This is a genomic window from Streptomyces chiangmaiensis, assembly GCF_036281785.1.
Classification (GTDB): Bacteria; Actinomycetota; Actinomycetes; order Streptomycetales; family Streptomycetaceae; genus Streptomyces; species Streptomyces chiangmaiensis.
In genome coordinates this window covers 1-23,862 of sequence record NZ_JAYWVC010000128.1, presented here as the reverse complement: position 1 = coordinate 23,862, position 23,862 = coordinate 1, and the positions used below count along the sequence as shown (strand labels likewise).

General features: G+C 68.7%; 19 protein-coding genes and 5 pseudogenes. 11 read left to right on the top strand and 13 right to left on the bottom strand.

Translation table 11 applies throughout. The features are described from left to right. From VXC91_RS29015 to VXC91_RS29005, 3 genes and pseudogenes are all read left to right on the top strand, one after another. Positions 1-207: mycothiol transferase (locus VXC91_RS29015; RefSeq protein ID WP_329510304.1), on the top strand; the 207-nt coding region annotated here is incomplete at its 5' end. 20 nt (positions 208-227) lie between these two features. Beyond that, the gene (locus tag VXC91_RS29010; RefSeq protein WP_329510303.1) at positions 228-689 is read left to right on the top strand and encodes a transposase; all 462 of its coding nucleotides are present in this window, start codon (positions 228-230) and stop codon (positions 687-689) included. 601 nt (positions 690-1,290) lie between these two features. After that, a pseudogene (locus VXC91_RS29005) lies at positions 1,291-1,494 on the top strand (transposase); the annotation flags it as partial. A gap of 82 nt (positions 1,495-1,576) precedes the next feature. On the opposite strand, the gene VXC91_RS29000 reads toward VXC91_RS29005, so the two are convergent. Beyond that, entirely contained in the window at positions 1,577-2,131 is a 555-nt protein-coding gene (locus VXC91_RS29000; RefSeq protein ID WP_329510302.1) for a hypothetical protein, read from the bottom strand. Between the two features lie 90 nt (positions 2,132-2,221). On the opposite strand from VXC91_RS29000, the pseudogene VXC91_RS28995 reads away from it, so the two are divergent. After that, positions 2,222-2,440 (top strand): annotated as a pseudogene (locus tag VXC91_RS28995) (IS5/IS1182 family transposase); the annotation flags it as partial. A gap of 83 nt (positions 2,441-2,523) precedes the next feature. Here the strand turns inward: VXC91_RS28995 and VXC91_RS28990 are convergent. Continuing rightward, positions 2,524-3,057 (bottom strand): hypothetical protein, encoded by a 534-nt coding sequence (locus VXC91_RS28990; protein WP_329510301.1) that lies wholly within the window; start codon positions 3,055-3,057, stop codon positions 2,524-2,526. 242 nt (positions 3,058-3,299) lie between these two features. Continuing rightward, a complete protein-coding gene (locus VXC91_RS28985) occupies positions 3,300-3,899 on the bottom strand; it encodes an SMI1/KNR4 family protein (protein WP_329510300.1) in 600 nt (199 codons plus the stop codon). Positions 3,900-5,363: 1,464 nt separating this feature from the next. Here VXC91_RS28985 and VXC91_RS28980 point away from each other — a divergent pair. Both VXC91_RS28980 and VXC91_RS28975 read left to right on the top strand, forming a co-directional pair. Continuing rightward, positions 5,364-6,989 carry an ATP-binding SpoIIE family protein phosphatase gene (locus VXC91_RS28980; RefSeq protein WP_329510299.1) on the top strand — a complete coding sequence of 542 codons (1,626 nt, stop codon included), beginning with the start codon at positions 5,364-5,366 and terminating at the stop codon, positions 6,987-6,989. Positions 6,990-7,095: 106 nt separating this feature from the next. Beyond that, positions 7,096-7,501, top strand: a pseudogene (locus VXC91_RS28975) (LysR family transcriptional regulator); the annotation flags it as partial. A gap of 151 nt (positions 7,502-7,652) precedes the next feature. Here the strand turns inward: VXC91_RS28975 and VXC91_RS28970 are convergent. Then, the gene (locus VXC91_RS28970) at positions 7,653-7,790 is read right to left on the bottom strand and encodes a hypothetical protein (protein WP_329510298.1); all 138 of its coding nucleotides are present in this window, start codon (positions 7,788-7,790) and stop codon (positions 7,653-7,655) included. A gap of 462 nt (positions 7,791-8,252) precedes the next feature. On the opposite strand from VXC91_RS28970, the gene VXC91_RS28965 reads away from it, so the two are divergent. Next, positions 8,253-9,041, top strand: coding sequence for a hypothetical protein (locus VXC91_RS28965; protein WP_329510297.1), 789 nt, complete (start codon positions 8,253-8,255; stop codon positions 9,039-9,041). Between the two features lie 520 nt (positions 9,042-9,561). Here the strand turns inward: VXC91_RS28965 and VXC91_RS47100 are convergent. Beyond that, positions 9,562-9,723: pseudogene (locus tag VXC91_RS47100) on the bottom strand (CBS domain-containing protein); the annotation flags it as partial. Positions 9,724-10,106: 383 nt separating this feature from the next. Then, on the bottom strand, positions 10,107-11,207 hold the full coding sequence (locus VXC91_RS28955; RefSeq protein ID WP_329510296.1) for a baeRF2 domain-containing protein: 1,101 nt from the start codon (positions 11,205-11,207) through the stop codon (positions 10,107-10,109). A gap of 743 nt (positions 11,208-11,950) precedes the next feature. Between VXC91_RS28955 and VXC91_RS28950 the strand changes: the two genes are divergently transcribed. Beyond that, the gene (locus tag VXC91_RS28950; protein ID WP_329510295.1) at positions 11,951-13,093 is read left to right on the top strand and encodes a site-2 protease family protein; all 1,143 of its coding nucleotides are present in this window, start codon (positions 11,951-11,953) and stop codon (positions 13,091-13,093) included. Between the two features lie 361 nt (positions 13,094-13,454). After that, positions 13,455-13,910: an archease gene (locus VXC91_RS28945; RefSeq protein WP_329510294.1), complete on the top strand. Its 456-nt coding sequence runs from the start codon at positions 13,455-13,457 to the stop codon at positions 13,908-13,910. A 26-nt stretch (positions 13,911-13,936) separates the two neighbouring features. Here the strand turns inward: VXC91_RS28945 and VXC91_RS28940 are convergent, their stop codons facing one another. The 4 genes from VXC91_RS28940 to VXC91_RS28925 all read right to left on the bottom strand — a co-directional run bounded on the left by VXC91_RS28940 (position 13,937) and on the right by VXC91_RS28925 (position 17,839). Next, positions 13,937-15,349: an RtcB family protein gene (locus VXC91_RS28940; RefSeq protein ID WP_329510293.1), complete on the bottom strand. Its 1,413-nt coding sequence runs from the start codon at positions 15,347-15,349 to the stop codon at positions 13,937-13,939. A gap of 268 nt (positions 15,350-15,617) precedes the next feature. Further along, positions 15,618-16,253: an MBL fold metallo-hydrolase gene (locus VXC91_RS28935; RefSeq protein ID WP_329510292.1), complete on the bottom strand. Its 636-nt coding sequence runs from the start codon at positions 16,251-16,253 to the stop codon at positions 15,618-15,620. Between the two features lie 140 nt (positions 16,254-16,393). After that, entirely contained in the window at positions 16,394-17,113 is a 720-nt protein-coding gene (gene pyrH, locus VXC91_RS28930) for a UMP kinase (RefSeq protein WP_329510291.1), read from the bottom strand. Between the two features lie 291 nt (positions 17,114-17,404). After that, complete coding sequence (locus tag VXC91_RS28925; RefSeq protein WP_329510290.1) at positions 17,405-17,839, bottom strand: universal stress protein; 435 nt, start codon at positions 17,837-17,839, stop codon at positions 17,405-17,407. A 476-nt stretch (positions 17,840-18,315) separates the two neighbouring features. On the opposite strand from VXC91_RS28925, the gene VXC91_RS28920 reads away from it, so the two are divergent. Beyond that, positions 18,316-18,741 carry a CBS domain-containing protein gene (locus tag VXC91_RS28920; protein WP_329510289.1) on the top strand — a complete coding sequence of 142 codons (426 nt, stop codon included), beginning with the start codon at positions 18,316-18,318 and terminating at the stop codon, positions 18,739-18,741. Between the two features lie 60 nt (positions 18,742-18,801). Here the strand turns inward: VXC91_RS28920 and VXC91_RS28915 are convergent, their stop codons facing one another. The 3 genes from VXC91_RS28915 to VXC91_RS28905 form a co-directional block, all read right to left on the bottom strand. Continuing rightward, positions 18,802-19,893, bottom strand: a complete 1,092-nt coding sequence (locus tag VXC91_RS28915) for a patatin-like phospholipase family protein (RefSeq protein ID WP_329510288.1) — start codon at positions 19,891-19,893, stop codon at positions 18,802-18,804. A gap of 392 nt (positions 19,894-20,285) precedes the next feature. Then, positions 20,286-22,568 carry a sodium-translocating pyrophosphatase gene (locus tag VXC91_RS28910; protein ID WP_329510287.1) on the bottom strand — a complete coding sequence of 761 codons (2,283 nt, stop codon included), beginning with the start codon at positions 22,566-22,568 and terminating at the stop codon, positions 20,286-20,288. 54 nt (positions 22,569-22,622) lie between these two features. Continuing rightward, entirely contained in the window at positions 22,623-23,144 is a 522-nt protein-coding gene (locus VXC91_RS28905) for an IS110 family transposase (protein ID WP_329510286.1), read from the bottom strand. Between the two features lie 444 nt (positions 23,145-23,588). Between VXC91_RS28905 and VXC91_RS28900 the strand changes: the two are divergent. Continuing rightward, positions 23,589-23,862: pseudogene (locus VXC91_RS28900) on the top strand (hypothetical protein); the annotation flags it as partial.

The following is a 23,862-nucleotide window of genomic DNA, read 5'->3' as shown; positions in this document are numbered from 1 at the left end:
CTCAACACGAACCTGTTCGCCGTCATGGTCCATGTCCTCGGCGAGTCCATCCGGCATGCCGGGCACGCCGATATCCTGCGCGAGGGCCTCGACGGCCGGACCGGGTTGCGCGCCGAACACGAGAAGCAGATCGACGAGGAAGCCCGTGCAGCCTACTGCGCGAAGATCGAGCAGGCCGCCAGGACGGCCGCACCAATCAAGGCTTAGAGGTTGTCTCACGTGACTTGATGTTCGTGCGCATGATGCCGGTCGTGGGTGTTGATCTATCGAAGCATCTGGTTCCTGATGCACGCTGGGAGCGGGCCGCCCCGTTGCTGCCGTCGTTCGCTGCTCGTCCGCAAGGTGGTGGGACCGCTCCGTGTGACGAGCGGGCCGTGTTCACGGCAGTGGTGCACGCGCTGACCAGCGGCTGTGCCTGGCGGCATCTGCCGCCGACGTTCGGCACGTCGCCCGCCACCGCGCATCGCCGCTTCACCGTATGGACCGAGGCCGGCCTGTGGCGTCGGCTGCACCGGGCGGTGCTGGACGAACTCGGGGCCCGGGGCGAGGTGGACTGGACCTCGCTCATGTCGTTCACATACCCCTCCCCAGCAGATCCTTCCCGGCCTCACCTACGGCATCAGCGTGCCGGCATCCACGTTACGAAGGCCTGCCCCACCCAGGACGGATGCGAGCGGTCATGCCCCTGATCAGCGGTCTGCCAATGCCTCCCGGCCCGGTGACACCACCTTTTCGATCATGCCGACAAGGGGACCAAGTCATACCGGGCCCGGAGACCGGGAACCCCATTGCGGGGCCCTGGAAACGGTAACGGGGGATCGTTGACCGGGCCGAACCCGGTCGACCACGGCAACGTCGTGGTGATCCTCAGCCCAGTCGATTCCACAGGTCACGTGCACCGCGCGCTCCTTTCGGGCTTTCCCGGTCCGTCCGTGTCGGGCCGCAGCAGGACCACCCGGCGACCTAATAGAAGCGCTCACGGGCGCACCACCCCATCAGCCATCCGTGGCCCCAGCAGTGACCAGGGTCCTCGCTCTCGTGAAGAGCTCCACGGCTCCGGCTGATCGGGAGGTGTTCCTGGGAACGGCCCGAACCACGGCACGGTATGGCGGCCGAGCTCGAATCGGCAGAGGCCGTGCACGCGTCCCTCTTGTCAAAGCACTCCGAGGCGCTGCATACAGTCCAGACGTCTCGCCCGGCCCCTGCCAGGACTGGCAACTGCCAATCCGCAGTGCCTATTAGGCGTACTTCTCCGCCGAACACCTGGCCTGGCTGCGCGAGCGCGGGCTCGTCGCGCGCATCGCGCGGCCCGGCATCGAGTCCGGCGAACGCCTCGGTCGGCACCGCTGGAAGATCGAACGGTCGATCGCCTGGCTCTTCGGCTACCGCCGCCTCACCGTCCGATACGAACGAAAGGGCTCGCACTTCCTCGCCTTCCTCGGCCTGGCCGCCGCCCTGACCTGCTACAAGAAGCTCGCGAAACTCGCCACGTGAGACACCCTCTAAGGCTTGTCCCGCAAACGACGCTGAGGATCGTCGCAACGCCCGGACCGGTGGTGCGGTCGACCGCGTCCGCTCAGGCAGTCCCGGTGGGCCTGGCGAGGGATGCCGCGAAGTCTGCGAGAGTGGTGAAGTCGTCGTTCCGCATCCCGATCCGCGGATTGACGTGGTGGAGAAGCGCGGGGGCCGCGTGGTGGGCAGCCACGAAGGCGTGATCAGTGTCGCCCTGCTCGTCGTCCACCCAGGCGAAAGGCCGGCCATCGGCGTACGCGACCAGCGGCTCGGACTTCCAGTGCACCTCATCGGGACGCTCGCGGAGCAGGGCGCCGCCGAAGTCGACGAACGGCAATATGGGCAGGCCAAGTACGGGGCCGATCCACCTGTTCGCGTCGCTCATCCAGGTGGTGGCCCAGCACAGCTCGTACCCGAGCGCCAACAGTGACGTGCCGTGGTCGGGGTTGAGCCACACCCGCAGCGGCCTCATGGCGGACCGCAGCCTCCCAGGCTCCGAGCCGACCCCACTCTCCTGGGGAACGCGGATCGTGGTGTAGCCCTCGGGTCGCTTCGCGGGCTTCGCCGCGTATGGGTTCAGGGGTCCGTCGACGTCCAGGAACAGCAGTGGTCGAGTCATGGTCCCCCTTTAGTTACTGTCTCCCGCGTTGCCGGAGCACATCTCTGTGGGGCCCACCAGGAAGTGCGGGTCCGATGTGATGATCTCGGCGTGGTTGGAGTGATCACGACGTCGGAGCCGTCCTGGATAGCCCCCTTCACGGGTCTGAGCCCGCGTGTCTTCGGCAGGCTGGTCGCCTCGCTGCGGCGCGAGGGGGCTGACGTGGGGCGACGTGGGAGACCGTGGTCGCTGCCACTGGAGGACTGCGTGTTGTTGGTGACGGCCTACTGGTGCACAAACCTGACGCTGCGGCAGGTGGCATCGCTGTTCTGAGTCCGGTCAGGCATCGAAGCGGGTAGATCAGCTGAACAGAGCGCCACTCGCCTTCGTCAAGGCTGCTCAATTGACCGGTTTTAGAGCAGTTCGTCAAGCCCGAAACCGATCAGTGCCGCGGCAAATGCACCGAGGCAGGTTCGCAGGGCGGCCCGGCCGAACGGCAGGTCATGCACTGCCGCGGTGAATCTCCGGATCTCCGCGGGCTCGTTCGGGGGCGGGTAGCGTCCGGTGATCAGGATCAGCGTACCGATCAGCGACAAGCTGACGGCGAGGGCATCGATGGCGACGGTGCCTGTCACCGATCCCGCGCTCCGTTCCATGTAGATCGTGCCGTTGTCCCGGACCTCGATCTGGTCCCCCGGCTGTGCCTCGTCGCTGACGAGTTCGTGCTGCGGATCCCCGTCCGATCCGTCCTCGGCACTGAATTCCCCCCAACATCGGCGGGTCTCGTGCCGCCCGTCTGCGTCCGTGCGGCAGCCCGAGACAGTCAGCGTGCCTCCAGTTCCGCTCAGGCCCACGGCGCTGGCGAGGGTGACCATGCCGTACCCGCCGATGAAGAGGCCGAAGAGCAGTATGCCGAGACCGCCGGCGCGGATGACTATGCGAGACATGGTGCGGAACTCTATATCGCGGACGCCTCACGTCTTTAAGGCATGTCCCGCAATGTTCGAATGCCTGAAACGCTACGTCGCGCGAGAGATCCATCAGACGATTACCTCGCCTCGGAAGAACACGACCCCGGCCTCAGCCGGTTGACATCCATAGGGGCATCAAGCCCGCCGTCCGGTATCACGCGACCGTGCTGATCGCAGCCATCAACGAGTGGCTGCGATCAGCAGTGCCGCGACAACTCCTACTGGTTGGCGGGCCGTGGTTCACCGGAGTATCGGTCCAAGCCCGCCTTCCAGCGACGTTGCTTCTCGAGCCAGTGCACGTATCGCGGTGATGCGTCGCGGAGATCGATGCTGAGTGGGTAAGGGTCGAACTCGTCCAGGAGCAGCTTGCGGAGGAATTCGATCATGCCGCAGGAGAACAGGGTGAAGTCGTCGGCGGTGTGGCGGCCGCAGACCAGGACGGGCCACCGGTCAGGGTCGGGATCGGTGGTCAGCCAGCAGAGGATGTCTGGGCCAGAGGTGATACCCCAGGCGAGGATGTGGTCCGGGTCGATGTCGAGGCCTTCCTGGCCGCCCAGCATCTCCCAGGTGTAGCGAGCGTTCTCCGTCTCCTCCTCGAAGGTCCCGGGATCCCACTGGATGTACTCCTTCGGCAGGGGCATGAGGATGCCGACTTCCGCGAACGAGCCAGCACCCCACACGGACATGAAGGCCATGTAGTCCCGTGGGAGCCGCGTGCCCCACCGCGCTTCCGCGGCAACCCAGTCGATCTTCTCGTCAGCGCCAAGATCCGGCGGAAGGATCTTGGCCAGCGCTGCTGTGCCCGTCGGGTCTTCCATGGCAATCCCTTCGATCAGGTCGCCGAGAGCCTACGAGAATGCACTGACAACCAGCACGGCGGAGCCACACGTTGTTGGCTGTTACCAGCACTTTCCCAACAGGCCCTAGATCAAGGCCCGCGCACGGCGCGGGCGCGCGCCGCCTCTGCGGCGCGGCCTGCCTCCCGTCTGCACCCCGGCTGGCCGCGCCCGGCCGGCGCGCTCCGTGCAGCGGGCGAGCATGAGAAAGCCCGCACAGTCCGGAAGGCGAGCACGACGGCGACGCTGGGCGGTCTACGTGGCTGAACGGCCGTCTGCGGCCAGAGCCGTAGTGCTGCCCAGACAGGCTGGCTGGCTGGCTGCGAAGGGGGTGACGTCCGGACCGGGCGACGTCACCGGGCGGAAAAGGCCGGCGGGGCCAGATGCTGAACCGCCGCCGTCACGGTGCGACGGCGTGAGCGGACCACCGCCGCGAGATCGGCTGAGGGGGAGCCGGCTGCTGCCGCGCAGTGGCTGAGCCCGTCGTGGGCGCTCCGCTGGGTGACACCGCCGTGGGGGCTGCACGTCATCGGCCAGCGCGTGCTGAACGTCGTGCATCTGGGTTCGTTCGACCGCTTGACCGACTGCCGTGGCCGGCGCTGTCAGGGTTCCCTCCTCGGCGACGACGTCCCTGCGCTCGACGGCTTCGGCACGCACGGGCTCGGTCCGCGAGGTCACTGTGGGTCACCGCAAGCACAGCATGCCGCACCCCGAGCAGGTCGAGGATCGCCAGGTGTGCGAGAGGATTCCTCACGATGTCCGTGCTCGAGCCGACTGAGAACAGCAGCGCCGCGGTCAGACAAGAATCAGAGCAGGTCAGGACAGCGGTAGTAAAATGAGGCCAGTAGCAGCGCCAACGGCAGTTGGGCGGCGAAAGAGATGGAACGGTATGGGCTCGTCCCGCCGGGTTCGAAACGTCTTCCCCCCGCAACGCGGGATAGAGAACAGCTGCTGGTTTCGGCGGTCGAGAGCGTTGTCGGCGAATTGGGCGCGTCGGCCGCGACGGTCTACCTCAAAGTGCCGGACACCCCGGATCTGCATGCTGCTGTCGTGGCGGTGACCGCCACGGGAGTCGGAGCGCCCGAACGTATACCCCTGGATGACAGCAACTATCCGTCGTCACGGGCGTGGCAGTCGGGCCGTGTGGAGACCGCGCATTCGGTGGACATCATGACAAGCCACCCGGATCTGGCAGCCTACGCATATTTCCCACTGCAGGCCGCGGCCGCGCCGCTCTTCTCGCCGACCCGCCGATTCGGGACGCTCTCGGCATTCTGGCTGCCCGTAGGTGGCGAGATCGCTGAGTCAAAACGAGAGCGACTGGCCGTCGTGGCCTCGTCGCTGACCCGCGATCTGGACCGGTTGGCCGATCATGGGACATCGATGGTTCCACCCCTGGTACCGCACGTGGTCACCGTAGAAGGTGAGGGGGCGGGCGCCGAAAGCATGACCTCATCAACCGCTCCGCTCATCTACCACCTGCACAAACTCGCCACGCTCCTGGCAACGGCGGTTCACAGCCGAGACGTCGTGCAGATGTCCATGCAGCGCGTGATGGACGGATTCCAGGCCCCAGCTGCCGTCGTCAGCCTGGTCGATGGAGATCGGCTCCGCGTAGCATGCAGCTCGGGCTGTGCAAGGGAATTCATACGCACCTTGAATGGCTCACTGCTCGCGCAGCGCAGGCCGGAGACGGACGCGGTGGACCGACAGCGGCTGATCCTGTACGGCCCTCGGGATACACAGACAGCCGGCCGGTTGCCCGAGCCGCTGTCGGACCAGGGATGCTTCTGGTTGGTCCTGCCACTGCTTGCCGGGCGGAGGGCGGTGGGTGCCCTGTCGATGGCGTTCGGCGTCGAGCGCAGGGACGTCGTCGCCGAGCAGGGAACGCTGACAGCGCTGGCCACGGCGGTCGGTCAAGCGGTCGAACGAACCAAGATGCACGACTTTCAGCACGCGCTGGCCGATGACCTGCAGCACGCACTGCTGCCACCCGTGCTGCCCCAGCCGGCCGGAGTGGTGAGCACCAGCAGGTACACATCGGCGACCAGCGGAATCGAACTCGGGGGAGACTGGTACGACCTCATTAAGCTCCCTGAGGGCCGGGTCATGATGGTGATCGGGGACGTCCAGGGTCACAACACGGCCGCCGCTGTGGTCATGGGCGAGCTACGCAGCGGCGTGCGCGCCTACGCGACCGAAGGACACGACCCCGGCGTCGTGCTCGCCCGGGCGAACCAGCTCATGATCGGCCTGGAAACCGACCTCTTCGCCACCTGCTGCTGCGCCTGGCTCGATCCGGACACCGGCAGGGCGCAGATGGCCACCGCCGGGCATCCACCGCCTCTGATGCGTACGGCTGACGGCCGGATGCCACCCGTCTCCCTCGACGCAGGCATGCCTCTCGGCATCGACCCGGAGGCGACCTTCGAGGTGATGGACCTGCAACTCGAGCCGGGCACGTTGCTCGCCTTCTACACGGACGGTCTGGCCGGCCTCGGAGGCGATATAAACCCCAAGGTGGTGAGCGCGGCCTTTGACGACCCCGGGAACCTTGAGTCCGTCGGCGACCGACTCATCAGGGGCTTCAGCGAGTCGCCCCGGCCGTGCCCCGACGATGCCGCGTTGCTCCTGGTCGTCTACGAAGGCCCCTCGGCTGAAGCTCAGCACAACGTCCGGCAGTTGAGGATCCACCGGCGCGATCTGCACGGAGCCCAGCGGACGCGCAGACTGCTGCGGGAGTGGTTGGCCGGGTGGGAGCTGTCCGCCATGGCTGATGACGAGGAACTTCTGGTGTCGGAGGTCGTCACCAACGGCTTGGTCCACGGTGACAGCGATGTGTACGTCTACGTGCACAAGTATCCCGAACGCATACGCGTAGAGGTCCGTGACAGCGATCCGCATCTCGCGAAGACCGTAACGGTTCCCCGCGACGAGGACCAGGCCGAGGGAGGGCGAGGACTGGTCATCGTTTCCGCGCTTGCTTCGGCATGGGGCAATTCACCGAGCGGGCGAGGGAAAACCGTGTGGTTCGAATTGCCGATGCCGGATACCCATGCCGCTGATGCCTGACACGGCACACCTTCACGTGATGTCTCAGTGCACCCGACCGTCGACCAGGCCCTCACCGCCGTCACACTCCGCCAGGGCGCTGCAGTCTTCGCACTCGGATGGATACCTGGAGATGTTTCATTTGCGGTATTTTGTCGCGGTTGCCGAGGAGCTGAATTTTTCTGCGGCGGCCCGGCGACTGCACATGGCCGCTTCGCCGTTGAGCCAGCGAATCAGGGACCTCGAGAAGGAGCTCGGCCACCGACTGTTCGAGCGCGACTCACACAGCGTCACGCTCACACCGGCGGGCGAGGCGCTGCTGCCGCTCGCCCGGGACGTGCTGGAACCATCAATGCCATGCCGTGGCGGCTGCACGAGGCGACCGGCCGGGGCGCCGCTCCATGCTCGTGGGCATTGCCACCGCGATGCATCCGAGGCTGAGGAAGCTCATCAACGCGCTCGCCGAGCGTGTTGAAGACCCGTACGAGCTGCTGCGCTGGCCCGGAACTTCCAAGGATCTGATCACCGCCGTGGGCGGTGAGGCCCCATCCGGTACGCGAAGGGCGGGAGGCCTTCTCGCACCGCCGACGTGAGGCCCCCGCACGGCAACACGGCGTTCGTCCAGGAAGGGCCGGCCGAGCGGTCCGCGGCCTGGGCCAGCGTGAGCCCCTCCATTACCTCGGGCTACTCGGGACCTTCCTCCCGGATCCGATACGTCTTGGTCCAGGTGGCCCCGCAACGGCAGTAGGAGTGCTCCACGAGCTCACCATTCTCAGTGACTCCCAGACCCTGGTTGATGCGCACGTGCACATGCTCAGACATGGCCAAACCTCCGTCCCACGAGCCTGCCGGTCCAACAACAGACTGAAAAGCCATATCCTCCACATACGGGACAAGGTCGTGTAGGAGGCACGTCACAGTGTGGCAAGGCGCGTAGGGCTGTCACACTGCCGGTCGCGCGATTCGACGACGTGTGTCCGCAGGCTGGGCGCCGAAAATGCAGACCATGCGCTGTGCTGATGGCCTCACCGGGTACTTGATACTGCGTGGAAGATGTCATGGTCGCACGGCCCGAGGTGGAGGCCGAAGATCCAGGGCTAACGTCATGGGACCCGCCGTGAAGGGTGGCGACGCACAGTGCGAGCACGTCGTGCGGATCTGCTGAACGGGACAGAAGAGTGGGAGTTTCCGCTGCGCCGCCATGACGCGCAGCAAGCTGTCCGGGACATGCCCGCTGACGACCGAGGCGCGTTGCACGGAGTGCGGCCGGTCCCGGCTGGTGCCATGGCCGATCTCGAGGAGGCCATCGGCGAGATCCTTCCCTTCGGTGTGCTGGTGCTGCCCCAGACGATGCGCCGGCGAGGACGCGGCTGGCGGACACGCGTGTGCACCCCGGTCCAGGTCCTGGCGTACAGCGAGTGGGGAGCGGCGCTGTGGGTCGATGTCTTCGGTGTGCAGGACTGGGTGCCGCTCGGCCAGCTGTGTGTGATCGACCATCAGCAGGCCCGCGGGCACGGTCGCCTGGCCCTGCGAGGGCCTGGTCACTGCGTCACCGTTCGCTATCCGGCCCAGGCGGCACCTGAGGTGCGCGGCTTCGTGGCCGCGGTCCGCGGCCTGGCCATGGGTCGTCCGCTGCCCGTGCCCGCGGCGGGCCTGGGCGCTCGGTTCGCGATGCGGTGCTGGCAGCCGGTGCTCGATGCCATCGGGTGCGCGGAGGCGGATTGTGCCGCGATCGAGGTACGGCTGCCGGGCTGGTGGCACCGTCGCCGGGCCCGGCATGCCCTGATCGGCGTCACCTCGCACGACGTGCTCGTCGCCCTGGCTCCGGGCGGCCTTGACGCCGGGGAACTCGTGGACGCGGTCTACATTCTGCGCAGCCGCCTGAAGGACGTGGCCTGCGCCGACCGGATGCTGCGCATCAACGCGGGCGGGGTGCTGGTCGACGTCGCACTGGGGAGGTGGCAGGCCACGCGAGCACACCACCACCTCAGTCCGGCCGTCCCCGGCAACACTTCCGGCGCCGCCAAAGGCTCTCCACCCACGCTGCCCCACCAGCCGCCCGCCCGCCCGTGACCAGCCGGCCGTAACGCGCAACCGGGGCGTCACCCGTGACGCCCACAGTGTCGGCGTTGAACCACTTCACAGTCCCTGTTGCCATCAGTCCCACCCCTTTTTCCACGCCACGACGTGGCCGCAGCCCGTCGCGGCTACGGTTCCTGACCTTGCCATTCCGAGTGCGTTACGCCGGTGGACGGACCGCCCAAGTCGCCCGGACAGCGTGTGGGACCTGCTCCCGAGTGGTGGGCACCTCTGAAGCCCTGCCCCGCCAGGGGCCGGGTAGAAGGCGCGGCCGGAGGGGAATGCGGAGCTGGCGCATTCTCCACCGGCCCCATGGAAAGGGCATCGTCCGTCGATGTCCGTGATCGTGATCGTCTTGCCAGGGTTCGGCCCTTACTCACCCTTGGACGACTCCTCACCCTCGGCCGTCGGTGCCTCCGTTTCCTCCGCGCCGGATTCGGCCGCGGGTTCTTCGCCCTCTCCGCCGCCTCCGTCTTCCGGTGATTGCAGGCTGACCGGAAGGAGGTGGCTGCGCAGCCTCGACGAAGTGGCCCACCTGCTCCTCCGGCAGGCGGCGTGAGGGGTCCGCCTCGCTGATCATGCCTACGAGGCGGTGGTTCTCGATGACAGGCAGCCGACGGATCTTGTGCTCCTCCATGGTCCGGAGGACACGGTCGATGTCGGCATCTGCGTCAATCTGCTTGCCCTATTCAACCCGGCCCGCGGTCGGCTCGAGGACTACATGCAGCCTGACCTGCCCGCGCGGCCCCTGTAGCACCGCACGGCCGGGCGCCCTGTCGGAGGCCGCGGCAGCCGCCTTGGCCGGCAGGGACCGGGCGGCCTCGCGGACCCGGCGGGCGGTGTCGGCGTACAGGCGCTCCGCGCGAGGTCAACGGCGCACGCGATGTGCAGGCGCTAGTGCCGGAGAGCGAACTCCTGCGCGGCCCACAGCACCGCGTATGCCGCTCCGGCCGAGCCCGTCCGTCCCCACCACCACCGGCCCCTCAGAGGATGTCTGACCAGCTCCTCCCAGCACCGAGCAGAGCCCGCCGTCGCGGCTCCAGCCGGGCGACGGGGGCGTCACAACGGCACCCCCGGGTCGGTGTACCGCAGCAGCACCCCCACCCCGTCCTCCAGAGGCAACTCCTCCCGCGGCACGACTACCAGCTCCGCGCCGGTGCGGACCAGTGCGCGGATCAAGGCCGCGCCGGGCGGTTCCTCCTGGAAGCTGAGGACACCGAAGGACTCGAGGTCGGCGGCTGACAGGGCGATCTGGGTCGGTTCCGAGCCGGCCCACAGCCTCACGGGCAAGTCGACAGGCGTGTTCAGCAGCAGCGCGCCTGCCTGAGCGCGCTGCAACGCGGCCACAACCGCTGCCATGCCCTCGACCGCACCAGCGTGCTGCAGCCGCCGCGACCGGAACGTCTCCACCCGAGCCCGGTCCCGCGCGCTCATCCTGCCCCGGAAGACATCACTCAGCTCCTGCTCCAGCAGCGCCCGGCCCTCGCCGACCACGTGCCCGTCACCTGCGACTGTGACGACCCGCTCACGCAAGGGGGCGGGCAGCCGGTTAACCAGGACGTTGCGCGCCCATGCCTCTCCGCCCAGCACGATCACCTCGGCACCCTTGCGGTGGACCAGCTCCGCCAGCTCAACGGCGATCTCGGCGGCGCCCTTCGGCCACTCCCCCGCAGGACCGCTCCGATGGTGACACGTCTCTGGTGCGACGGTGCTGCTCGGCCACCTCCCCGTCTGGAAGTCCACCTCCAGTTCCTCCGGTGCGCCGGTCTCCGGGTGCGTGACGCGGTGCACGGTGGCAGCCGCATACGGGATGTCCGGCGCGTGCTGGACCGCGAGCGGCATCACGTCGGGCAACACGCCGAACCGGGCCGCGTCGTGCGCCGGCGGGTCGGGCAGTTCCTCCACCAGGGCCAGATGGCCATGGCTCGCAATGATGGCCTGCCCGTGCCGCCCGGAAACCTCCCGGTCCGTGCCCGCCGCATCGTCGACAACGCCCACGGTGGCATTGTCGGCCCCCTGCTGGGCCAGATCCTCACGCAGATGCCGGCGCCTCAGCCTGATCGCCGCCTCCGGGTCGCGGACGTCACGCGAGGTGTCCAGGTAGGCGCAGGCATAGGGGGCCGGTCGTGCGTACACAGGGTCGAGAAAGGTCAGCTCCACGGTCGCTCCTCAACACGGTGGCCTTTCGAACCGGCTCGAACCGCCCCTCATCCATCTCCCGCCACCCAGCCACCGCTTGCGGTGACACCTCCAACCCGCTTCGCTCTTCCAGTAAACCTCCCGGCCACCGACTTTGCGCGCCGGACAGTGCACCGTCGACTCACGTAGGTGCGCATCCTGCATCCAGGCAATCTCTGGGGCACCTGACTGCGATAGGACCGATTGCCCCTATCCGCAAAAGGTGCGGGGGACTTCACACATCTCAGTACAGCTCATTCACCGTTCAACTGGCCGCATAGGGTGGGCAAGGACCCCGCGGCCATATCAGCGACGTCTGCCGCCTGGAGGCCGACGAACCCCGGCGCCCCCTCTTCGAGTGAACCCAACCCCCGACTGACGTGGTGGAGATGCGGCCTCGTCACCGTGTGCGCGGGCTGCTCACCGAGCCGGGACCTGATTGCCTGATGAGCTGGCAGACACGTTATGAAAGTGCCAGCCGGTGAATGAATGTAACGTGTGGATGCCGAAGGGCGGCGACCCATCACGGTCGGTCACGTCAGCGCGCCCGCACAATGTGGACGTCGCGTGCCGGTCTCCTGGTATGTGTGGCGCGGAGAAACCGAGACAGAGCGTGCACGGCGTGATCGGGATCCCCGAGAATTGGGTGACTTCCTCTTTTGCATGCGCTTGGTGCGTGGCAGCTCTCTGGACGTGATGATGGTGACGCTTACGTAGGAGGCGCTGTGCGGGCGACGCTCGTCCTGGGGAGGGTTGCCGGGGTCCGGGTGGGTGTGCACTGGAGTGTTCTGCTCATCTTCGCCGTCATCGCGTTCGGGCTCTCGGAGGGCCGCCTTCCCAAGGCATATCCAGGCCATCCACGGATCGTGTACTGGGCGGTCGGGGTGTCCACCGCCGTGGTCTTCTTCGCCTCTCTCCTCGCGCATGAGCTGGCGCACGCCGTCGTGGCGCGGCGGAATGGGATCGACGTGGACGACATCGTCCTGTGGCTGCTGGGCGGTGCGGCCAGAATCAAGGCCGAGGCGCCGAACCCGGCGGCTGAGCTGCGGATCGCGGGTGTCGGACCGTTGGTCAGCCTCATCCTCGGGGCGTTGTTCACGCTGGTCGCGTGGCTTCTGAAGGTGGCGTCCGCCCCAGGACTGGGAGTCGAGGCCGTGGCGTGGCTGGCGGCGATCAACATTCTGCTGGCTGTCTTCAACGCCATTCCCGCGGCTCCACTCGACGGCGGGCGGCTGCTGCGAGCCTTCCTGTGGTGGCGTACGGGAGACCGGCTGCGCGCGACTGCGGGTGCGACCCGGGCGGGTCGCACCTTCGGCTGGTTCCTGCTGATGTTGGGCCTGGTGCTGTTCCTGCGGGGGGCCACCTTCAGCGGGTTGTGGCTGGCCCTGATCGGCTGGTTCCTCGTCGCGGCCGCCACGGCGGAAGGACGGCAGGCGGAGATGCGTCAGGTGCTCGCCGGGATTCCTGTGAGACACGCGATGACCCCGGACCCCATCGCGGCACCCGCCGACCTGACGGTCGCGGACTTCCTGACCGATCCGCCGTACCGGTACCGGCATTCGGCGTTCCCGGTGACCGACGCGGCGGGGGCCCCGATCGGTCTACTGACCCTGGACCAGGCCAAACGCGTGCCCGAGATGCGGCGCGGCACCGTGACCGTGCGGGAGATCATGCTGCCGCTGTCGCAGGTCACGACGGTGGGCCCGGACGATCCGCTCGCTGACCTGCTGCCGCGCATGGAGCCCGGCGCCGAGCACCGGGTCCTGGTGATCGACGAGGGCAGGCTCGCCGGAATCGTCTCGTCGTCGGACATCAGCCGTACGGTGACATGGCTGATGAGGGCCGCTCCGGGCCCGCGGGACCAGTGAGGCCCGCAGCGAGTCCCGACACAGCGCGACGGCGGTGAACTCCCCGGCCACGGGGCCTTCGTCGCCGACTCGCGGTGTCGTCAACCTTGTAGTCCACGCGGTCGATGACCCCGGCGACACGTTGTTGACGCGGTGGCACGGCGTGACCTTCCTGCCGGTCAGGCGGTTCACTCCAAGAGACGCCCTGGTCCCTCCACGCGATCGGCGAGTGGCAAAAGGATTTCGCCCCCGCCTCCGACACGGAGACCGTCCACGGTTCCACGCCACGGCGTGAGCCGATGACAACGGTCCGCGGTCCGGTTTCGGCGGCTGCAATGACCGAGCGCCGCATGGGTCATGGCGGAGCGGGAACACGGTCGGCATGGTCGGCGACACGAACGACGCCGGGATGGCGCAGCTGCGGGGTACGAGCGGCCACCGGCTGGTACCGCACACGGCCGACCTGCGCATCGAGGCGTGGGGAGCGAGCCGGGAGCAGTGCCTGGTGGAGGCGGTACTGGGGCTGGTGGGGTCCCTCGCCGACGTGTCCACGGCGCGGCCCACGGCAGTGCAGCAGATCCGGCTGGCCGAGGCGAGCGACGAGGAACTGCTGGTCACGCTGCTGGACGAGGTCGTCTACCGCCTGGAGGTGCACGGTCAGGTACCTGTGGACGTGGAGGCGGACACCACGGACGGCGGTCTCGACCTGCGGCTGGGGGTCGCCGACCTCGCGGACGTGGAGATCATCGGCGCTGCGCCGAAGGGCATCTCGTGGCACGGGCTGCACATCGGACCGGGCCCCTACGGCTGGTCGTGCGCGGTGACCGTCGACGTGTGACGTGTGACGTGTACGGCGGGCGGGGGTCAGCCCTTGACCACGCCGAGCGGCACCAGCCGGGCCACCGTGCGGCACAGCCCCGCGCCCTCGCTCGCCGCGACCACCGCGTCCACGTCCTTGTACGCCTCCGGGGTCTCCTCCGCCAGGCTGCGCAGCGACTTCGGGCGCACAGCGATGCCGTCCCGTTCCAGGCGCGTCCGCAGGTCCTTGCCGGTGATGGTGCGGGCGGCCGCGTGGCGGCTCATCACCCGGCCCGCGCCGTGGCAGGTGGAGAAGAACGCGTCGCCGCCTGTCACCCCAGTCAGCAGGTACGAGGCCGTCCCCATGGTGCCGGGAATCAGTACTGGCTGGCCGAACTCCCGTATATCATTGGGTAGTTCAGGATGTCCGGGCGGGAAGGCCCGGGTGGCACCCTTGCGGTGTACGCACAGCCGGCGCCGCGTCCCGTCCACCACGTGCGTCTCGATCTTGGCGAGGTTGTGGGACACGTCGTACACCAGGGACAGTCGGGCGCCCACCTCGCGGCGGAAGATGCGGCGGGTTGCGTCGGACAGCAGCTGGCGGTTGGCGCGGCCGTAGTTGGCGGCCGCGGCCATCGCGCCCAGGTAGTCCCGGCCCTCCGGCGAGTCGACCGGGGTGCAGGCCAGCTGCCGATCAGGCACGGTGATGCCGTACCGGGCCATGGCCCAATCCATGGCCCGCACGTGATCAGTGCAGATCTGGTGGCCCAGGCCGCGCGACCCACAGTGGACCATCACGCACACCTGGCCGAGGGCGACCCCGAAGGCGGCGGCGACCGTCTCGTCGTACACCTCGGCGACCTGCTGCACCTCCAGGAAGTGATTGGCGGATCCCAGGCTGCCCACCTGCCCTAGGCCCCGCTCTTGCGCACGCCCGCTCACCTGCGCCACATCCGCGTCGGCGACCGTACCGCCGTCCTCACAGCGTGTCAGGTCGCGCTCCTCACCGTGCCCCTGCTCCACCGCGTACCGGGAGCCACCCCGCAGGATCCGCTCCAGCTCGCTGCGCCCGCTCGGCTTCCACACGCCGCCGGGTCCCGCGCCGCGCGGGATCACCTGGCCCAGGCCGTCCATCACCGCGGGCAGCGCCCGCTCGATCTCCCGCCCGGCACAGTCCGCGGCGAGCAGCCGCACCCCGCACGAGATGTCGAAACCGACGCCGCCGGGCGAAACCACACCGCCCTCGTCCACCGCGGTCGCCGCCACGCCGCCGATGGGGAAGCCATAGCCCCAGTGAACGTCCGGCATGGCGTAGGAGGCGCCGACGATCCCGGGCAGAGTGGCCACGTTGACCACCTGCCGCAGCGACTGCTCCGCATCCTCCAGCAACTCCCGGGAGGCGAACACCACCCCGGGCACCCGCATGTCACCGTGCGGTTCGATGCGGAAGCGGAAAGGACGTTCCTCGACGAGTTCCATCGCGGCCTCCTGCTATGTGAACGTGCCGACGTCCGCCGCCTCGTCCGGCCGGCCGGCCGGCCGACGGATACGACGGCGATGGGACGGCCCGCGGGATGCGGCACGGCAGGCACGACTGTCTCCAGGCACAGCCAGAGGGCACCGCCGGTCCAGTGCCGCGGGACAGGTACCGGAACCGGCTGGAGATCATCGGCATCGGCTTCTTCCCCCGGACACGCAGATCCGCGGACCGGCGTCCGCGTACCCCCGATCGGGCCCGGTCGTCCCGTCACCGCCGGACTTTTCTGGCCGGTACCGGCAAGGAGTAGGTGCGACCCTCAACACCCCATTCCCCCACCTCGGGCTTCGCCGCGGCGTCGATCGCCCGCAGAGTGGGCCGCCCGATGTGCGCGTACACCAGCCGCCGCACGCCATGCCGTGCGGCCTGCTCACCGACCGTGCGGACGCTCGCGTGGCCACCCACGCCACCGCGGAACCGTATCGGCCGGTTCCACGCGGCCGCCTCGGCGAACATCAGGTCGGCCCCCGCGGCCCACTCAGGGAACTCCCAGAACTCCGGCGCCCACGTCACCGCCAGCCCCGGTGCCTCGATGCGGTAGCCGTAGGCGGGATGCGAGGTGTGCGCCACCGGATGGCACCACACCCGCACGTCGCCGAGCTCCAGGTCCCCGGCCCGCACCTGGACGCCGTGCGCGGCCGCGAGCTTGTGCAGCCGGGACCGCAGCTCCGACTGCTCGTCGGTGACCAGCCACGCGTCGAGCCGACCGAGCGGCGGCTCGGCCCCGGGGCCGCCATCGAAGGCCACACGGTGCCCGGCGTACTGCAGCAGCAGACCGGCGGGGGCGAACCGGGGCGAGTTCATCGCCCCCACACCCAGCAGCGTCAGCCGCAGCCAGCGGTTCACGAGCCGCTCCCTCTGCTCTGTGAACGACGTGGCGGGCTGCACTCCCGGCCCGCCGTTCCTGGCGCACGCCGGAACAGCACGGCGCGAACGGCGGCGGACGACCGTGTGTCCATGGAACCCTCCTCCCCTGGGCCTGGCGTTCAGCAGCAGGTGACGCTCGTGCCGATGTCGCGTCCTTCGCAGATCGCCTGCATAGCGCCCGCCGTCGTGACATCGAAGACGTGCATGAGCAGACCCTGCTCCTCAGCAAGAACGAAGGCGCTGGTGTCCATCACCTCTACCTTGTGTTCCAGTGCTTGGCGGTAGGTGAGGTGGGTGTACCGCTTCGCGTCCGGATGCGTCTTGGGGTCACTGTCGTAGACACCGTCAACGCCGCGCTTGGCGACCAGAAGCGCGTCGGCCGACAACTCCAGGGACCGCTGCACCGCGGCGTAGTCGGCGGTCACATACGGCTGCCCCGTACCGCCGGCCAGCAAGACGATCCGGCCGCACCGAAGGTGCCGGTCCGCACGCAACCGAATGAACGGCTCGGCGATGCTCTCCATCGCCATGGCCGTCATGACCCGCACCTCCGGCTCGCGGCGTGCGGTGAGCGCGCCGCGCAGCATCAGGGCGTTCATCACCGTGCCGAGCATGCCGATGTCATCCGCCTCGGCCCGCCCGATGCCCCAGCCCGCCGCCATCCGCCCTCGGAAGTAATTGCCGCCCCCGACGACCACCGCGATCTGCACGCCGAGATCGTGAACCGAGGCGACCTCGTCCGCCAACCGGGCCAGACAGACCGGATCGGTCCCTGACTCGGCAGCCCCGGCCAACGCCTCGCCGCTGACTTTGAGCACAACACGCGCATAGCGGCCCACGGCTACCCCTCCCCGCGGACCGCAGGACGGGCCCGCCACATGTCAGTGGGGAGCGCGAATCGGGCGGCCATGCACATTGCCGCGCGCATCGCCCGCCTCGTACGGCGCTGCACAGGAGCATTTTCATGCAGTCTCCTCGGCAGCGCATCCCGGCCGCGGGCCGGGTAGCCGTCGCGGCTCCGCCCTGAGAGCCCGCCCTGCCCGTGCCGGCGGGTAGGTACGTCGCTGCAGGCCGACTGTCTGTCAGATGCTGGGCGCAGTAACGGCGGCCTCATCGAAGAGCGAGCCGGGTCAGCGGGTGGTACGGACGATGACGACCGGGCAGTGGGCGTGTGTGGCCACGCGTTGGCTGACCGAGCCGAGCAGCGTGCCGACGAAGCCGCCGTGGCCGTGAGAACCCACGACGACCATGTCCGCCCCTTCGGATGCCTTGATCAGGGCAGCGGCGGCGTGGGCGTGGATCAGCGTGGTGTCCATGCTGGGCGGGCGCTCCTCGGCTGGCAGGCGGGCTACGGCGGCAACGAGCGTCTGCCTGGCGTGGCGTTCGAACTCCGCGTCGGGCGGAACCAATTGGCCCAGCAGGCCCTCCCACGCGTGGATGACCTCCAGAGGGGCTTCGTGGACCCGGGCCTCCCGCGCCGCCCATCGCAGTGCCAGGTCAGCAGATGCGGAGCCGTCGGTCCCGACGACGATGGGGGCCTTTCCGTTGTTGGGGAGCGTGGTCATGACGTCCTCCGACGCAGTGGATGGGCGGTGTTGCTGACGGCGAGGAACAACACCACGGCGCAGCGCAGCGTTCACCGGCCGCTTCGGGCAATGCGCAGCGTGCAGGGATGGCACGAGCAACATTCGAGACCGGGCAGTCGTCACACGCAACTTGTCAGTGATCGCATCGGAGAGCGAGAGGCTCGCCGCACCGCCTGATTCGGCCCGGGAGCGATGTGTCCGAGGTCGACGTCACGGTTCACATGGGGTGATCACATGGTCCGACCTGCGGATCCTGGCGCTGGACACCAAGCGCACTCCGGCGCGAGACACTGCCGGACGCGCTCCCGCCTCGTCTCGGATGCCGGGTGGAACGACCCGCGCGAGGATTGGAGTACAGGCTCAGGGCATCAGGAGGCGAGCAGGGTGGCAGGCCGCATGGCCTTCTGCTCACGCAAGCCGATCCAAGCCGATTCTCCGTATTCAGGGAGGCTGCTATGACCAGCGCGCGGGATGTCATGCACACAGGCGTGGAGTGCGTGGGCGAGCACGAGACGCTCGATGCTGCGGCGCACCGCATGCGGGACCTGGGTGTGGGGTCGCTGCCTATCTGCGGTGACGACAACAAGCTGCGCGGCATCATCACCGACCGGGACATCGTGGTGAAATGCCTGGCCGCCGACGGCGACCCGCAGAAGATGACCGCCGGCGAACTGGCTCAGGGAAAGCCGTTCACGGCAACGGCGGACACGGACATCAAATACGTACTGGAGACGATGGAGGACCACCAGATCCGCCGGCTGCCCGTCGTCAACGAGGACAAGCAGCTCGTCGGCATGATCAGCGAAGCCGACCTTGCCCGCAACCTCCCCGACAGGGAAGTCGGCCGGTTCGTCGAGGCCGTGGTAGCACGCAGCGTCTGACCAGCCGCTGCGGAAGACTTCCCGAGGAGGGAACAGACGGCGCGGGGCTCGGGGCCGGCGTTACCCGGGGCGGCGGTCGGTCGGGCCCTGCGCCTGGGGCGGTGTGGCCACCTGGTCCGGGGAGGGAGTACGCAGCTCTGCGGCGGTGGTCCGCAAGGACGTCTCCAGGACGGTCAGCCGGCGCAAGGGGTCCATGAGATTCGGGCCCATGGCGGCCAGGTCCTCCGGTCCGGGAGTGATCAGGCGTACTCGGGTGCCCGCGTCCCGCACCTGTTGGGCCTCGCGCAGCAGGCGGCCCGTGGCGACTCGGCGCAGGCGGCGCTCGGCCCGGGCTGCCAGGCCGCGCGGGCGGTCCGTCCGGCGGGCGGAGGTCGGCGCCAGCACGACCACCTCGTCCAGGCCGTCTCCGGCCAGCAGGTCGAGGTTGGTGTCCGACCAGGCACAGCCGTCCACGTAGTGGCGTCCGTCGATCTCCACAGGTGCGAACCATGCGGGAAGGGCGCACGAGGCGGTCACGGCCGTGGCGAGGTCGGTGCGCGGCGCGTCCGGTGTTCCGAACAGCACGCGCGTGCCGGTGTCGACGTCCACCGCGACCACGCGCAGCGCCGCGGTGGTGGGCCAGCGGTCGGCCATCCCCAGCTGGCGGAAGACGTCGCGGACGCCGTCCAGGCTCGCCCGTCCGGGTGGGGCGAAGGCGGCCAGCAGGATCGTGAACGGCATCCGATGCGGGCGGCCGGCCATGCTGCGCAGCAGTTTCAGCGACCCGATTCCGGGCTTGGGAAGGGGCGGCAGGCCGCCGCCGACCCACGTATCGTAGTCAACGCGCACCCCCCGCAGGGGCCCAAAGGCCACCGCGTGGCCGCGCTGGTGGTCCCGCAGCTCACACGGGCGCGTCCCGAGCGCCAGCGCCGAGCCTACGATGGCGCCCGCCGAGGTGCCGAGGATGACGTCCGCACTACGCGGATCCCAACCGTAGGCGTCCTCCAGCGCACACAGCGCGCCGATCGTCCACGCCGCCCCCAGACTTCCGCCGGCGCCGAGTACCAAACCCCGGCGCCCCCCTGAAGGTGAACGCGGCACACCCGGATCCGGGCGGGCGCCGAAGCCCGCCGCCTGTGACGTCATCCCCAGCGACTCTCCCAACACATCCACGCGGGCGCCTTGTTTCACCCGCGGCTCACCATGTAAGAACATTTTCTAGGCATATCTCAATTCCTGGCAATATCGACCTATCTAGGCCATTGAGGCGGCCTTACATCGACTACCGAGGGCGATGTCCACGCCACGGACGGCGAATCTTCGGCGTATCGCTATTCGTGTTGCGTGGAGAACCTCGCGCATGCCGCCCTCACGCAGGGGCCGGCCGGTTGGCGCATGCATCCACCGGCCTGGTCCGCCAGACCGAAACGGTTCACAGCCCGGTCAGCTCAAGCACCAGCCGGACTGAGCCAGTACCTGCATCCAGTTGCCGACCATATAGACGGACTGACTGGTGACCTTCCCTTTCGCAGACACGCCTGTCCCAAGGCCGGCGGGGCCCTCTCCTAGTCTCCAGCGGGGGTGAGATGGCGTGTGCGCCGTTTGGCGATGGTGATCGCGGCGACCACGATCAGAACGGCGATCGCGGCGGTGACGGCCCGGACAGCTGTGTTGTGGCTGTAGGTGACCACGCTGGGGGCGATCAGCAGCGACACCAGGTTCATCACCTTCAACAGCGGGTTGATGGCCGGTCCTGCGGTGTCCTTGAACGGGTCGCCGACCGTGTCGCCGATGACCGTCGCGGCGTGTGCCGGAGAGCCCTTACCACCGTGGTAGCCGTCCTCGACGAGCTTCTTGGCGTTGTCCCAGGCGGCACCGGAATTGGCGAGGAAGATCGCCATCAGCGCACCGGCCGCGATCGCGCCGGCGAGGTAGGCGCCCAGCGGTGCGTAGCCGAGCGCGTATCCGACCGCGATCGGGGCCATGACGGCGAGCAGGGCCGGGGTGGCCAGTTCACGCAGGGCGTCGGCGGTGCAGATGTCGACCACGCGAGCGTAGTCGGGCAGCTCGGTGCCTTCCATAATCCCGGGTTTGGTGCGGAACTGTTCACGCACCTCGATCACGACCCGTCCGGCGGACCGGCTCACTGCCATGACCGCCAGGGCGGTGAACAGGAACACCACCGCAGCGCCGATGACCAGCCCGACAAGTGCGTTCGGCTTGTCCACCGACAGGCTGAACGAGGACGCCGCACGGCCCGTCTTGGCGAGGTTGGCCTCGACCGCGGTGCGGAAGGATCCGAACAGGGCGGTGGCGGCGAGCACCGCGGTGGCGATCGCCATGCCCTTGGTGATCGCCTTGGTGGTGTTGCCGACCGCGTCCAGGTTGGTGAGCGTCTGGGCGCCCGCACCGGTGACGTCGCCGGACATCTCGGCGATGCCGTGGGCGTTGTCGGTGGCCGGTCCGTAGGAGTCCATGGCCACAATCACGCCGACCACAGTGAGCAGTCCCGTCCCGGCCAGGGCGACCGCGAACAGGGCGAGGGTAGTGTTGCCGAGGCCGAGCAGGAAGGCCCCGAAGACCGCACCGCCGATCAGCACGGCCGAGTACACCGCGGACTCCAGTCCGGTCGCGAAGCCCGCCAGGATGACGGTCGCCGCCCCGGTCAGTGAACTGCGGCTGATCTCCCGTACCGGCGGGCGGGTGTTCTCGGTGAAGTAACCGGTGAGCAGCTGGATGGCGCTGGCGAGGGCCAGTCCGATCAGTACCGCAACGATGGCGACCATGCGCGGGGAACCGGTGATCCTGCTGATCGCCGCGTCGATGTCGGTGAACTGGGAGAAATGGCCCGGCAGGTACGTGAATGCGGCGACGGCCACGCCGATCGCGGAAAAGGCGGCGGAGATGAAGAAGCCGCGGTTGATCGCATTGAGCGCGGTGCGGTCCCGGTCGCGCGGGGTGACCGTAAGAATGCCGATGACCGCCGCGACCGCGCCGATCGCGGGTACAAGCAGCGGGAACACCAGACCGGACGGGCCGAACGCCGCCCTGCCGAGGATGAGGGACGCGACCAGCATGACGGCGTAGGACTCGAACAGGTCCGCGGCCATTCCCGCGCAGTCACCGACGTTGTCCCCCACGTTGTCGGCGATGGTCGCGGCATTGCGCGGATCGTCCTCGGGGATGCCCTCCTCCACCTTGCCGACGAGGTCCGCGCCGACGTCGGCGGCCTTGGTGTAGATGCCGCCGCCGACCCGCATGAACATCGCCAGCAGCGCCGCGCCGAACCCGAAGCCCTCCAGCACCCCTGCCGAGCGCCCCTGGAAGAGCAGCACCACGACCGCGCTGCCGAGCAGGCCGAGCCCGACGGTGAGCATGCCGGTGACCCCGCCGGTGCGGAACGCGATACGCACCGCCCGCTTTTCCCCGGCCGCGCGAGCGGCCGCCGCGACCCGCACGTTGCCGCGTACCGCCAGGGACATGCCGATGTAACCGACGCACCCGGAGAACACCGCTCCGACCGCGAAGAACACCGACCGGCCGATCCGCACCCCCGCCGTCTCGGCGGGCAGGATGAGCAGCAGAAACGGGATCACCACGACAAAGGCGGCGAGTGTCTTGAACTGCCGCGCCAGATAGGCGGCCGCGCCCTGCTGGATCGCGGCCGCAATGGCCCGCATCCGCTCCGTACCCTGGTCGGCCGAAAGCACCTCACGCAGCAGGACGACCGCGACACCCACCGCGAGCAGCGCAACCACCGCCACGGCACCCACGAGCGCCAGATCACCGCCGACCAGCGATGTATCCCCGGCGGCCTGTAAGAACAGCAACCTCTGCGGAGGCATCATCTCCTCACCTCCGGACTTCCGGCCGCGACCGAGCAAGGGAAGGCTCTCCACCCATCATCCCCAGCCGCCCCTTTCCCTTCCGCGTCCGAGAAGCCCCTCGCCGGATCGCTCACTCCTTTGGCGGACCGTGCAGTTCCCCACCGCGACAGTTCGGTCGTCGCCCGGGTATGCCGCAGGCAGGGCGGTCGGGCCGGATGCCCTACTCGCGGGGCAACCAGGGGAGCGCAGCATGGATACACCCGATTGGAGAGCGACCTGGGCCACATGCAGGGCATCGGCCGCATCGGTCTTGCGGTCCTTTCCGGTGGCCAGGAGCCGGACCCGGGCAGAGAGCGTGGATGGCACGTCCACCACCTGCTCGCCGGCAGCGGCCAACTGCTGGGCGAGGCTGCGGCCGAGCCCCTTGGCGCCCTCGACTGCGAAGCGGCGTTCGGGCCACTGCGCGCACCAGCGAATCAGCTGCCGGACAGTCCCGGCGTTGACGACGAAGCGGCGCTGGGCGAGCTGATGTCCGGCGGCTTCGACGGCGACGGCAGTGTGAGAAGACTTGTGGGGGTCAATGCCGATAGTGATCACGTGCACCCTGACCAGGTCGAACGGGATGGGATGGGTGCGGAGGGCACTCTGGAATCCGGGAACCCGTCGGTTTCGGCTGACCGGCGCAGCAAAGATCAAGGCCCCCACCGCACGCGGTGGGGGTCTCGACCTCTTGGATGGCTCAGCGCAGCAGTCCCGGAGAACGCGGGGTCTGGGCCCGCTTCCACGGCGACTGACCACCGTGGCCGCCGCAGGGCGGCACCGCAGCGGAGCGGCTATCGGGACGGGGTAGACGGATGCGTGTTCTCTGGAGGCGGTCACCTGCCTGAGGCAGGCGGAACACGTCGACCAACAGGCGCACTATCACTGTGCGTATTCACTCGAAAGGATTACGTGAAGGGGCGGCGGTGTGCGTGTGCGGGTCGCATGAGGAGGAGGCGCTCGCACCCCGAAGTGCCCCAAAGTGCCCCGAAGGAGGACGTCATGTTCCGCCACTCGATACGTACGCTTGTGGTCGGCCTGTGCACGCTGACAGCGGCGTCGCAGGCTGCCACGGCCGTGGCCCTTGCCGTGCCGACCGATCAGCACCGGGCCACGTACACCGCCGCCCGGGCTCTGCGCTCGCAGACCCTTACCGACCTGACCACCGCCATGAAGGGCGAGGCGTTCGCCTACGCCGCCTACAGCCTCTTCGGCGCTCAGGCCGGCCGCGAGGCCCAATCAGCCGTGGGCGAGCTCTTCCGCACCACGGCGCAGT